This is a genomic window from Streptomyces telluris, assembly GCF_024519335.1.
GTDB lineage: Bacteria > Actinomycetota > Actinomycetes > Streptomycetales > Streptomycetaceae > Streptomyces > Streptomyces telluris.
Window position 1 is genome coordinate 371,858 of the sequence record NZ_JANIID010000001.1, and the last position, 13,595, is coordinate 385,452.

3 protein-coding genes are annotated in these 13,595 nt (G+C 75.9%); 2 read left to right on the plus strand and 1 reads right to left on the minus strand.

Annotated elements, in window-relative coordinates:
- Nucleotides 1-64: 64 nt before the first annotated feature.
- Complete coding sequence (locus tag NQU55_RS36345; protein WP_168094524.1) at nucleotides 65-2,842, minus strand: helix-turn-helix transcriptional regulator; 2,778 nt, start codon at nucleotides 2,840-2,842, stop codon at nucleotides 65-67.
- 507 nt (nucleotides 2,843-3,349) lie between these two features.
- Between NQU55_RS36345 and NQU55_RS01560 the strand changes: the two genes are divergently transcribed.
- Together NQU55_RS01560 and NQU55_RS01565 are read left to right on the plus strand one after the other, a co-directional pair.
- Complete coding sequence (locus NQU55_RS01560; RefSeq protein ID WP_168094525.1) at nucleotides 3,350-8,839, plus strand: type I polyketide synthase; 5,490 nt, start codon at nucleotides 3,350-3,352, stop codon at nucleotides 8,837-8,839.
- Complete coding sequence (locus tag NQU55_RS01565; RefSeq protein ID WP_256789469.1) at nucleotides 8,839-13,581, plus strand: type I polyketide synthase; 4,743 nt, start codon at nucleotides 8,839-8,841, stop codon at nucleotides 13,579-13,581. The genes NQU55_RS01560 and NQU55_RS01565 overlap by 1 nt, the downstream gene beginning before the upstream one ends.
- The last annotated feature ends 14 nt before the right edge of the window (nucleotides 13,582-13,595 follow it).

The window sequence follows — 13,595 nt, forward strand, 5'->3', positions numbered from 1 at the left end:
CGGGCGGGCCGGGAGCCTCTGAGGGCTCCCGCCCGCCCGCCGCGGCGTGGCGCGCGGTGTCCGCTCAGGCGCTGCCGCGCACCGCGGCCGACCGGGCCGCGGGGGCCGGGTCCGACGGCGTCGGTATCCGGTACTCGATCACCTTGGACGGCAGCTCGGTGCGGCTGGCGACGTTCAGCTTGCGGTAGACGCGCGTCAGGTGCTGCTCGACCGTGCTGATGGTGACGTGGATGCGGCTGCTGATCTCGCGGTTGGTGTAGCCGAGCGCGGCCAGCGCCGCGACCCGGCACTCCGCGTCGCTGAGGGCCGGTGCGGCGCCGGGGGCCTCCGGCTCGGCCCGCTCCAGGCGGTTGCCGACCGGCGAATCGATCCGGCACGCCGCGGCCTCCTGGGCGGCCTGCTGCGCCAGGAGCCGGGCGCGGGCGAACTCGCCCAGCTCGTAGTGGGCGGCGGACAGTTCGCCGTAGGCCAGGGCGAGCTCCAGCCGGTCGCCGCAGGCCTGGAGCAGGTCGACCGATTCGCGCAGGAGGGCGGTGCGGTGGCGCAGCTGGCTCGCTCCGGCCAGGACGCGCAGGGTGATCGCGCGCGTGCGGGAGCCGAAGTTGCCGCGCATCCTGAGCTGCTTCTGCGCCCAGTCCTTGGCGGCGCGCTGCTTGCCGATGCGCAGGTTCGCCTGGGCGAGGTCGGTCCGCCAGGGGATCCCCGCCTGCAGTTCCGGGCTGCGGTCCTGCATGAGCCGGCCGCAGGTCTCGAAGTCGTTGAGCGCGGCGAAGGCCCGCCCGGTGGCCAGGTAGTGATGTCCCCTGGCGCGCAGGTACTGCACGCCGAAGAGCGTCTGGAACATGCTGTCCGGCACCTTGTGCTGGAGCAGGTCCGCCGCGGCCTCGTGGCGGCCGCGGGCCGTGTACGCGAACAGGGCCGTCGACAGCGGCAGGCCGGCCAGCACGCCCCAGCCCTGCGGGTGCAGCAGGCCGAGGGACTCGACGGCCTTCTCCGAGGCGGTCTCCACGTCGCCCTGCAGCAGGGCGATTTCGGCCCGCACGGCACCGAGGACGGCCTGCCAGGTGGTCGACTCGCGCCGCCCGGCGTCGGCCAGGAGGGAATCGCACACCTCCGCCGCGGTCGCGGGCCGGTCCGCATGCGCGATGACCATCAGGGAGATCGTGGTGAGTTCGAGCCGCAGGTCGCTGAGCTGGTGGGCCTGCAGGGCCTCGGCCACGTGCGTGACGGATTCGTCGGTGACGGTGCCGCCGGCCATGAGGGCGACGCTGGCCCAGAGGCTGCTGGTGTGGTCCGCCATGGTGGGTTCGAGGGGGCTCGTCCGGCCCGTGTCACCGCGCTGCGGGGCCCGCGGCATGCCGTAGAACCACTGTCTGACGAACTCCATCTCGGCCAGCAGCCGGGCGTCGGTCCGCGTGCGCAGGCCGCCTAACGCGCCGATCGTCTCCGCCGCGAGATCGGTATCGCCCTGCCAGAGCATGTGGCGCAGCACGGTGGCCGTGTCGCGGGTGTCCAGGGTGCCGCCGCGGGCGGCGGCGTACAGCGGGGCGAGGTGCGGGCCCGCGGCCGCCGGGTTGACCCGCCACACCGCCCGGGCCAGGGTTGCCGAGAGAGCGTGGCGTTCCCGCTGGTCCTTGCACTCCCGCAGGGCGAGCCCGAGGAAGCTCGCGGCCTCCTCGACGTCGTCCGCGGCCAGGGCCTGTTCGGCCGCGCGCCGCAGCACCGCGGGCCCCCAGGGCTCGGGGGCCCGGCCGGCGGCCAGGAGGTGGCGCGCCACGTCGGCGAGGGGGTCGCCCACCTCGTAGCGCAGCTGCGCTACGTCGCCGTGCAGGCGCGAGCGCTCGTTCGCGGCGAGGCTGCTGAGCACCGCGCTCGCCGCGACCGCGTGCCGGAAGCGGAATCCGTCGAGCAGCCCCGTCTGGGAGAGCAGCTCGGCCCCTTGCTGCACCTCGTCCGGGGACAGGCCCGTCACGGCCGCCGCGCTGCCGGCCGAGGCGGCGTCGCCCAGGGCGGCCAGCGCCGCGGCGGTGCGCGCGTGGCCGGGCTCGGTGCGCGCCAGGCAGGCGAGCACCGCCTGCCGGTAGGCGACGCTCGCGACCGGCTCGCCGATGTCGGCCCCGAAGCGCGTCGTGTCGTCCAGGAGGGCGCGCACCAGCATGGGGTTGCCGGCGGTCATGCGGTGGTAGCGGGTGCGGGCGCCGGGCGGCAACGGCCGCTCCGACTGCGCGGCGAGCATGAGGCCGACGCCCTCCTCGGAGAGCGGCGCGAGGCGGACCCTGCGGTGCGGCCGGCGCAGGAGCTCGGTGCGGAAGAACGGGTGGGCGGGCCCGTACTGCTCCCAGCCGGTGCACACCACCAGGACCCGCTTGGCGCGGATCCGCTGCAGCAGCGCGAGGACGGTCCGGAGCGAGGCGGCGTCCATGTGGTGGCAGTCGTCGATGCCGATCACCACGGGCCGGTCGCCGGAGAGTTCCACCACGGCCCGGGAGACGTCCTGGACGGCGCGCGCGACGTACTTCTCCTGCTCCGGCCCGGACGGCGCAGGAGCGGTTCCGTCGGAGGTGCGGCAGCGGGTGATCCGGTCCAGCACGTCCGCGGGGACCTCGCCGCTGAGCAGCAGGTCCCCCACGGTGCCGAGCGGCCGGTTCCGCTCGGTGGCGGAAGCGGTGGCGATCAGGAGCCGGGCCCCCGCCGCCACCGTGCCGGCGAACTCGTGGAGGAGTCCGGTCTTCCCCGAGCCCGGACCACCGCTGATGATCACGAGCTGTCCCGATCCGCCGACGCAGTCGGCGAACGCCTCGCTCAAGGCTTCCAGTTCTTTATGGCGGTCGAACAGATGCATATCGCCCCCGCGGTCAGTATTCCGAGAATCCGGGTTCACCGAACAGCACTGCGGAACTGCAACCCTTGCCGGACCCCGCGCACGGGGCCCGGCCCATGCAGTCCACCGCATGGTCTAGCCGAAACCGATAGATCCCGCGTAAACGTTTCGTCACCAAAACGGATCACGCGCCCAGCGAACCCAATCGTTCTAGGACATCAGCGAAATATGGACACGAAACTTACGTAGCGTGTCACATGGGTGTCAACGGTTAGGCCGGTCCGTCAAGTTCCGGCCTCCCAAGAGTATGGAAGGTAGCTCCACCGCCCCGGGTTGCCTCGGGTAAGGCAAAGTCCGCCCGGCGCGCGCCGCGCCCCCGGGCACCCCCTGCCCGGGCTGGGGGCGATAGGGGTTGGCCGGGCCGTCCGGGGCTCCTTAGCCTCCGATGGGCGGGGGCGCGGACCGAGGAGCCCTGGAGCCCCGCGTTTTCCGAAGGCTTCTGTCGATTCCGATCGGACGGCTGCGCTGGTGAACAACGAGGACCGACTGCTCGACTACCTCCGACGGACGACGTCGGATCTGCGCGAGACGCGGCGCAGGCTGCGCGAGTCCGAGCAACGGGCGCACGAACCCGTCGCGATCGTGGGCATGGCGTGCCGCTATCCCGGCGGCGTCACCACCCCCGGAGAGCTGTGGGACCTGGTGGCCGCGGGCACCGACGCGGTGTCCGGCTTCCCGGCCGACCGTGGCTGGGACACCGACTCCCTGTACGACCCCGAACCCGGGCGCCCCGGCCGGACCTACGCCCGCACGGGCGGATTCCTGCACGACGCCGCGGAGTTCGACCACGACTTCTTCGGCATCAGCCCGCGCGAGGCGCTGGCCACCGACCCCCAGCAGCGGCTGCTGCTGGAGACCTGCCACGAGGCGTTCGAGGACGCCGGCATCGTGCCGTCGGACCTGCGCGGCAGCCGCACCGGAGTCTTCGCCGGCGTCATGTACAACGACTACGCGACCCGGATCCGGTCCGTTCCCGAGGACCTCGACGGCTACCTCGCCAACGGCAGCGCCGCCAGCATCGCCTCGGGCCGGGTGGCCTACACCTTCGGCCTCGAAGGGCCGGCCGTCACCGTCGACACCGCCTGCTCGTCCTCGCTGGTCGCCCTGCACTGGGCGGTCCGGGCGCTGCAGTCCGGCGAGTGCACCCTGGCCCTGGCCGGGGGCGTCACGGTGATGTCGACGCCCGAGACGTTCATCGACTTCAGCCGGCAGCGGGGCCTGTCCCCCGACGGCCGCTGCAAGGCCTTCGCCGCGGGCGCCGACGGCACCGGCTGGGGCGAGGGCGCCGGCATGCTGCTCCTGGAACGGCTCTCCGACGCCCGCCGCAACGGCCACCGCGTCCTCGCCGTCGTCAAGGGCAGCGCGATCAACTCGGACGGCGCCAGCAGCCGCCTCACGGCGCCGAACGGCCCCTCCCAGCAACGGGTGATCCGCCAGGCGCTGGCCCATGCGGGCCTGTCCCCGGCGGACGTCGACGCGGTCGAGGCCCACGGCACCGGCACCACGCTGGGCGACCCCATCGAGGCCCAGGCGCTGCTGGCCACGTACGGCCGCGAGCGGACCGGCGGACGGCCGCTGTGGCTCGGGTCGGTCAAGTCGAACCTCGGCCACACCCAGGCCGCCGCGGGCGTCGCCGGCGTGATCAAGATGGTCATGGCGATGCGGCACGGCGCGCTGCCGAAGACGCTGCACGTCGACGAGCCCTCGCCGAAGGTCGACTGGGACTCCGGGGCGGTGGAGCTGCTCACCGAGCACCGCGCCTGGCCGGAGACCGGCCGGCCCCGCCGGTCGGCCGTCTCGTCGTTCGGCATCAGCGGGACCAACGCGCACGTCGTGCTCGAAGAGGCTCCCACGGAGGCCTCCGCGCCCGCCCCGGACGGAGCGGACCCGGACGGAGCGGACCCGGACGCAGCGGCGCCCTCCGGGACCCCGGACGGGACGCCTGCGAACGCTCCGCGGCTCAGCGCCGTCCCCTGGATCCTCTCCGCGCGGACGCCGGAGGCCCTCGCCGGGCAGAGCCGCCGGCTGCGCGAGTGGGTCGCCGCCCGGCCCGGCGCCGACCCCGCCGACATCGGCTGCGCACTGGCCACCACCCGCTCCCGGTGGGAACACCGCGCGGTCGTCGTCGGCGAGGACACCGAGGAGTTGCTCGCCGGCCTGGCCCGGATCGCCGCCGGCCCCCGCGACGAAGCCTCCCGCGACGAAAGCATCCGCGGCGCCGGCTCCCGCACCGCCGGAAAGCTGGCGTTCCTCTTCACCGGGCAGGGCTCCCAGCGCCCCGGCATGGGCCGCGAGCTGTACCGGGCCTTCCCCGTGTTCGCCGCCGCCTTCGACGAGGTGGCCGCGCTCATGGACGCGGAGCTGGAGGTGCCGCTGGCCGAGGTGATCGAGACGGACGCCGGGACGCTGCGCCGCACCGACTACGCGCAGGCCGCGATCTTCGCCGTCGAGGTGGCGCTCTACCGGCTCCTGGAATCCCTGGGCGTCCGCCCGGACTACCTCGTGGGGCACTCGGTGGGCGAACTGGCCGCCGCGCACGTGTCCGGCGTGCTCTCCCTGGAGGGCGCCGTCGCGATGGTCCTCGCCCGCGGCGGCCTGATGCGGCGGCTGCCGCCCGGCGGCGCGATGGCGGCCGTCGCCGCGGCCGAGGCCGACGTGCAGCCGCTGCTCTCCGGCACCGTCGGCCTCGCGGCCGTCAACGGCCCGCAGTCCGTGGTGATCTCCGGCGCCGAGGAGGGCGTGGCGGAGATCGCCGCGCGGTTCGCCAGGAGCAGCAGGCTCAAGGTCTCGCACGCGTTCCACTCGCCGCTGATGGAGCCGATGCTGGCCGACTTCGCGCAGGTCGCCAAGGCGCAGGCCTACGGCGCGCCGCGGATCCCGGTCGTCTCGACGCTGACCGGCGCCCCGGCCACGGCCGAGGAGCTGTGCTCCCCGGACTACTGGGTGGACCACGTCCGCCGTCCCGTGCGGTTCGCCTCGGCCGTGCTCACGCTGCACGACCTGGGCGTGGGTACGTACCTGGAGGTGGGCCCCGACGCGGTGCTGACCGCGATGGCGCAGGACTGCGTGGCCGGCGGCGAACCGGTGACCGTCGCGACGATGCGGCGCGACTGCGCGGAGGAGCGCGAACTGGTCGGCGCCCTCGGCCGGTTGCACACCGCCGGCGTCCCGGTCGACTGGGCCGCGCTGTTCGCCGGCCGCGGCGCACACCGCGTCGACCTCCCCACGTACGCGTTCGACCGCAGCCGCTTCTGGCTGGAGTCGGCCGGCAGCGGCGGGGACGCGAGCGGCCTCGGCCAGCTGTCCGCAGGCCACCCCCTGCTGGGCGCGGTCACGGAGCTGCCCGACTCGGGCGGTCTCGTCCTGACCGGCCGCCTCTCGCTGTCCGCGCAGCCCTGGCTCGCGCACCACGCCGTGCACGGCACCGTCCTGCTGCCCGGCACCGCCCTCGTCGAACTCGCCGTCCAGGCGGGCGACAAGGCCGGCTGCGGAGTGGTGGAGGAGCTCACCCTCCAGGCGCCGCTCGTCCTGCCCGAGCGGGGCGCCGTGGCGGTGCAGGTCGCCGTCGGCCCGGAGGACGGCGGCCGGCGCTCGCTGGCCGTGTACTCGCGGCCCGCGGACGCCCCCGACGTGCCGTGGACCGGCAACGCCACCGGAGTGCTGGGCGCCACCGGCGACGCGGCCCCGCCCGCGGACCCGGCCGCCTGGCCGCCGGAGGGCGCCGAAGAGGTCGGACTGGGCGAGCTCTACCCGGCGCTGGCCGCGGCAGGCTACGGCTACGGCGAGGTCTTCCAGGGCCTGCGCGCGGTGTGGCGGCGCGGCGACGACCTGTTCGCCGAGGCCGCCCTGCCCGAGAGCGCACGGGCGACGGCCGGTTCGTACGGCGTGCACCCCGCGCTGCTCGACGCCGCCCTCCACGCCAACCTCCTCGGCCTCGGCCCGGGCCGGGCGGTCCTCCCCTTCAGCTGGAGCGGCGTCACCCTGCACGCCGCCGGGGCGCCCGAGCTGCGGATCCGCATCGGCAAGGCCGGTGAGGACGCCGTGTCGCTGGAGGTCGCGGACGGCACCGGCGCACCGGTCGCCTCCGTACGGGCGCTCGTCGCCCGCCCGGTCTCGCCCGGGCAACTGGCGGGCGGGCCGGGGGAGTCGCTGTTCCGCGTCGACCGCGTCCCCGTGCCCGCCCCCGCGGTGCCGCCCGCCGCGGACCTGGCCGTGCTCGGCACGGACGACCTCGGACTGGCGGCGCCCCTGCACCCCGGCCTCGCCTCGCTCGGCGGACCGGTGCCGGACGTGGTCGTCCTGCCCGTAGCCCCCTCCGAGCCCGGCGACGACGTGCCCGCGGCCGTCCGCGCGACGCTCGCCCCCGTCCTGGCCGCCCTGAAGGACTGGCTCGCCGACAGCCGCTTCGACCGCTCGCGCCTCGCCGTCGTCACCCGGGCCGGCGACCTCGCGCACGCGCCGCTCGCCGGACTGGTGCGCGCCGCCGAGGCGGAGAACCCCGGCCGGTTCCTGCTGGTCGACACCGACGGCAGCGACGGCCTGGCCGCCGCCCTGACGTGCGGGGAGCCCGAAGTGGCCGTACGGGACGGGGCGCTGCAGGCGCCGCGGCTCGCCCGGGCCGAGCCGGGCGGCCGGCCGCGGTGGGAGCCCGGGGCCACCGTGCTGATCACCGGCGGCACGGGCGGCCTCGGCAGCCTCCTGGCCCGCCACCTCGTCACCGCCCACGGCGTCCGCCGGCTGCTGCTGACGAGCCGCCGCGGCGAGGACGCCCCCGGCACGGCCGCACTGCGCGCCGGGCTGGAGGAGCTGGGCGCCGAGGTGACCGTGGCCCGCTGCGACGCGGCCGACCGCGACCGGCTCGCCGCCCTCCTCGCCCGGCACGAGATCCACGGGGTCGTGCACGCGGCCGGCGTCGTCGACAACGGCATGCTCGCCGCGCTGAGCCCGGAGCAGGTGGAGCGGGTGCTGCGCCCCAAGGTCGACGCGGCCTGGAACCTGCACGAGCTCACCGCGGACCGGGACCTCACGGCCTTCGTGCTGTTCTCCTCGACCGCCGGGCTCCTGGTCGGCGGCGGCCAGGCCAACTACGCCGCCGCCAACACCTTCCTCGACGCGCTCGCCGCCCACCGCCGGGCCGCCGGGCTGCCCGCCGTGTCGATGGCCTGGGGCCTGTGGACCGAAACCGGCGGGCTCGCCGAGCAGATGGAGGCCTCCGACCTGGAGCGCATGCACCGGGCCGGCCTGCCGCCCCTGCCCGCCGCCCAGGGCCTGGAACTGTTCGACGCGGCCCTGGAGGCCGGGGACGCGCTCGTGGTGCCGACCAGGCTGGACCCCGCCGCCGTGCGGGCCCGCGCCGACGGGGTGCCCGCGCTGCTGCGCGGCCTCGTCCGGGGCGCGCCCCGGCGGGCCGCCGCGGCGGGCGCCGGAGCAGGCACCGCCTCCTGGCGGGAACGGCTGGCGCCCCTGCCGGACCCGGAGCGGGACCGCCTGCTGACCGACCTGGTGCTGACCCACGTCGCCGCCGTCCTCGGACACGCCTCGGCCGATGCCCTGGCCCCCGGACGGGCGTTCCAGGAAATGGGCTTCGACTCGCTCGCCGCGGTCGAGCTGCGCAACCTGCTGGCCGCCGCCACCGGCCTGGCCCTGCCGGCCACGCTGGCGTTCGACCAGCCGACGCCGCGGGCCCTGGCCGCCCACCTCAAGGCCGGGCTCGTCCCCGGGCCCGCCGACGCGGCCCGGGCGATGGTCGCCGAAGTGGACCGGCTGGAGGCCGCCCTGGCCGCGCTTCCCGACGCGGACGGCTCGCACGCGCGCGTCACCGCGCGGCTCGAAGCCCTCCTGCGGACCTGGCACGACACGCACGGCGGGCCGGCCGGCCCCGCGGCGCCCGAGGACATCGGCGGCGCCAGCGACGAAGAGCTTTTCGCGAGGATCGACAACGAACTGGGAGTCCAGTGATGGAAGAGCCGGGCACCGCCGACAAGCTCCGCGACTACCTCAAGCGGGCGACGACAGAGCTGGAGCGGACCCGACGCCGCGTGCGCGAGCTGGAGGAGCGGGAGCGCGAACCGATCGCGATCATCGGCATGGGCTGCCGCTACCCCGGGGGCGTACGGACGCCCGAGGACCTGTGGCGGATCGTCGCCGACGGCGTCGACGTGGTGTCCGGCTTCCCCGTGGACCGCGGCTGGGACATCGACGGCCTCTACGACCCCGAGCCCGGCCGCCCCGGCAAGAGCTACGTGCGGCACGGCGGGTTCCTGCACGACGCCGCCGAGTCCGACCCCGCCTTCTTCGGCATCAGCCCGAAGGACGCGGCGGGCACCGACCCCCAGCAGCGGCTGCTGCTGGAGACCTCCTGGGAGGCCTTCGAGCGGGCCGGGATCGACCCGGCCTCCGTCAAGGGCACGCCCACCGGCGTCTTCATCGGCCTGATGCACCACGACTACGTGGGCGGCACCATATCCGGCAGCATCGTCTCCGGGCGGATCGCCTACACCCTCGGCCTCGAAGGACCCGCGGTCACCATGGACACCGCGTGCTCCTCCTCGCTGGTCGCCCTGCACACGGCCGTTCAGGCGCTGCGCAAGGGCGAGTGCTCGCTCGCCCTCGCCGGCGGCGCCGCCGTGATGGCCAGCCCCGAGATGTTCATCGAGTTCAGCGAGCGGCGCGCCCTGTCGCCCGACGGCCGCTGCAAGTCCTTCTCCGAGGACGCCGCCGGAGCCGCCTGGGCCGAGGGCGCGGGCGTCCTGCTCGTCGAGCGGCTCTCGGACGCGCTGCGCAACGGGCACGAGGTCCTCGCCGTGGTGCGCGGCAGCGCCGTCAACCAGGACGGCGCGTCCAACGGCATGACCGCGCCCAGCGGGCCCGCCCAGATCCGGGTGATCGAGCAGGCCCTCGCCGACGCCCAGCTCGCCCCTCAGCAGGTCGACGTCGTCGAGGCGCACGGCACCGGCACCACGCTCGGCGACCCCATCGAGGCGCAGGCCGTCATCGCCGCCTACGGGCAGGACCGGCCGGAGGGCCGGCCCATGTGGCTCGGCTCGATCAAGTCCAACATGGGCCACCCCCAGGCCGCCGCCGGCGTCGCGGCGATCATCAAGATGGTCATGGCCATGCGCCACGGCGTCCTGCCCCCGACCCTGCACGCCGAGAACCCCACGACCGCCGTCGACTGGTCGGCGGGCGACGTCGAGCTGCTGACGCGGGCCCGCGAGTGGCGGACCGAGGGCGCGCCGCGCCGCGCCGGGGTGTCCTCGTTCGGGATCAGCGGCACCAACGCCCACACCATCCTCGAGCAGGCCCCGGACACCGAAGCGCCCGGGGACGGGCCGCGCGCCGCCCTGCCCGTCGTGCCCTGGGTGCTCTCCGCCCGCACCGCCGACGCGGTCCGCGCCCAGGCCGGCCGGCTGCTGGAGGCGGAGGCCGAGGCCGGGGCCGGGGGCGGCAACGACCCCTTCGACACCGGCTTCTCCCTGGCCACGACCCGCTCCCTGTTCACCCACCGGGCGGCCGTCACCGGCCGCGACCGCGAGGAGCTGCTGGAGGGCCTGCGCGCGCTGGCCGACGGCCGGGAGCCGCCGGTGACGGCGGCGGGGCCTGGACGCCTCGCCGTCCTCTTCTCCGGCCAGGGTTCCCAGCGCCCCGGCATGGGCCGCGAGCTGTACGCGGCCTTCCCCGTCTTCGCGCGGGCCTTCGACGAGCTGTGCGCCGAGTTCGCCGAGCACCTCGACCGGCCGCTGCGGGACGTCGTCCTCGACCCCGGCTCCGAGTTGCTGCACCAGACACGGTTCACCCAGGCAGGCCTCTTCGCCTTCGAGGTCGCCCTCTTCCGCCTGCTGGAGTCGTGGGGGATCCGCCCCGACCTGCTCGGCGGGCACTCCATCGGCGAGGTCGTCGCCGCGCACGTCGCCGGCGTGCTGTCCCTGCCGGACGCCGTCACGCTGGTCGCCGCGCGCGGCCGCCTGATGCAGGAACTCCCGCCCGGCGGCGCGATGGTCGCGGTCCGGGCCGCCGAGGCCGACGTCGTCCCGCTGCTCACCGAGGGTGCCGGCCTCGCCGCCGTCAACGGGCCCCGCGCCGTCGTCGTCTCCGGCGACGAGGACGCGGTGCTGGCCGTGGCGGAGCGGTTCGACAAGACCACCCGGCTGCGCGTCTCGCACGCGTTCCACTCGCACCGCATGGACGCCATGCTGGAGCCGTTCCGCAAGGCGATCGAGGGGCTGGACTTCCACGAGCCCCGGCTGCCCGTCGTCTCCAACGTCACCGGCCGGATCGCCACCGGACTGACCTCGCCCGAGTACTGGGTCCGGCACGTGCGCGACGCCGTCCGCTTCGCCGACGGCGTGCGCACCCTCGCCGCCGAAGGCGCCACCCGCTTCCTGGAGGTCGGCCCCGACGCCGTGCTCACCGGCATGGCCCAGGACGCCGCGGACCAGGCCGTCGCCACCCAGCGCCGCGACCAGGGCGAGGCCAAGGCCCTGATCGACGCGGTGTGCAGGCTGCACACCGGCGGCCTGAGTCCCGACTGGTCCGCGCTGTTCCCCGGCGCCCGCCGCGTCGCCCTGCCCACGTACCCCTTCCTGCGCGACCGCCACTGGGAGAACGCCCCCTCGGTCACCGCCGACCGGCCCGTCGACGAGAACGCCGAGTTCTGGCAGCTCGTACGGGACGGGGACGTGCCCGCGCTCGCCGCCACCCTCGGCGTCGCGGACGCGTCCCCCGTCGCCGCCCTCGTGCCCGCGCTCGCCGCCTGGCACGGCGACCGGCAGGCCAACGCCACCGTGGACGGCTGGCGTTACCGCACGAGCTGGCGCATGCTCTCCGCCGCGCAGCCCCCGGCCGGCGCCGGGCAGTGGCTCGCCGTCGTCCCCGAAGGCGGCGACCGCGACCCCTGGACCGCCGCCCTGCTCGCCGCGCTCGCCGAAAGCGGCCTCGGCATCGACGTCCTCCCGGTGCCCGCCGCCGCGCAGGACCGCGCGGGGCTCACCGCGCTGCTCACCGGCCGCACCGGCGTGGACGGCGTGCTCAACCTGCTCGCCCCCGCCGCCCCGCCCGCCGCGACGGCCGCCCTCGTCCAGGCCCTCGCCGGCACCGGGACCGCCGCCAGGCTGTGGACCGTCACCCGGGAGGCCGTCGCGCACGAGGCGCGCCCCGAAGGCTTCCGGCAGGCGGCCGTCTGGGGGCTCGGGCGCGTGGCCGCACTGGAGCACCCCGGCCTGTGGGGCGGCCTCGCCGACCTGCCGGAGACGCTCGAACCGCACGTCGTCGCACGGTTCGCGGCCCTTCTCACCGGCGCCGGCGACGAGGACCAGATCGTCGTCCGCGCCTCCGGGGCGTACGCCCGCCGCCTGGAGCACGCCCCCGCCCGCACGGGAGCGCCGTGGCGGCCCACCGGCACCGTGCTGGTGACCGGCGCCACCGGAGCCGTCGGCGCCGAGGTCGCCAAGTGGCTCGCCGCCGAGGGCGCGGACCACCTGCTGCTCACCAGCCGCCGCGGCGAGCGCGCCCCGGGCGCCGCCGAACTGGTGCAGGAGCTGGCCGCGACGGGCACCAAGGTCACCCTGGCCGCGTGCGACGTCGCCGACCGCGACAGCCTCGCCGCGCTCCTGCGCACGGTGCCCGCGGACCAGCCGCTGACCGCCGTCATGCACCTGGCCGGGGTCCTGGACGACGGCGTCCTCGACGCCCTCACCCCCGACCGCTTCGACGCCGTGCTCGCCCCCAAGGCCGACGCGGCCCGCCACCTCCACGAGCTGACCGCGGACCTGGACCTCTCCGCCTTCGTGCTCTTCTCCTCCCTCACCGCCACCGTCGGCGGCGCGGGCCAGGCCAACTACGCGGCCGCCAACGCCTTCCTCGACGGGCTCGCCGAATTCCGGCGCGCCCACGGGCTCCCGGCCACCTCGGTGGCCTGGGGACCCTGGGGCGGCGCGGGCATGGCGGACAGCGACCACGTCCGCGGCGCCGGAAGCGCCCTCGGCATCGCGGCCCTGGACCCCGCCCGGGCCCTGACCGCGCTGCGCCGCGCCCTGGAGGGCGACGAGACCACGCTGACCGTGGCCGACGTGGACTGGACCCGGTTCGTCCCGGCGTTCACCTCCGTGCGCAGCAGCCCGCTGCTGGCCGACCTGCCGGAGGTCCGGGACCTGAAGCCGGCCGTCGCCGAGGCCCCCGTGCCCGACGACTTCGCCCGGAAGCTCGCCGCGATGACCGCGGGCGAACGCGAACGCGCCCTGGTGGACCTCGTCTGCGGTCAGGCCGCACTGGTCCTCGGCTACGCGGGAGCCGGCGCGGTCGAGCCGACCACGGCCTTCCGCGACCTCGGCTTCGACTCCCTGACCTCCGTCGACCTGCGCAACCGGATCAGCACGGCCGCGGGAGTCGCCCTCCCCGCCACCCTGGTCTTCGACTACGCGACCCCCGCCGCCCTGGCCGCGCACCTGGGCGGGGAGCTCGGCGGGGCGGCGGCCTCCGCCGACTCCGTCCTCGCCGAGCTGGACCGGCTGGAGGCCCGGCTGCGCGAGCTGAGCGCCGAGGACCTCGAACAGGCACGGATCACCGCGCGCCTGCAGACCGTGCTGAACGGGCTGACCGGGACGCTGGCCGGCGGTGACGCCCCGTCGGTCGCCGGCCGGCTGGAGGACGCCTCCGCCGACGACGTCTTCGCCTTCATCGACAACGAGCTCGGCACGACGTGACCCGAGCCGCTCCT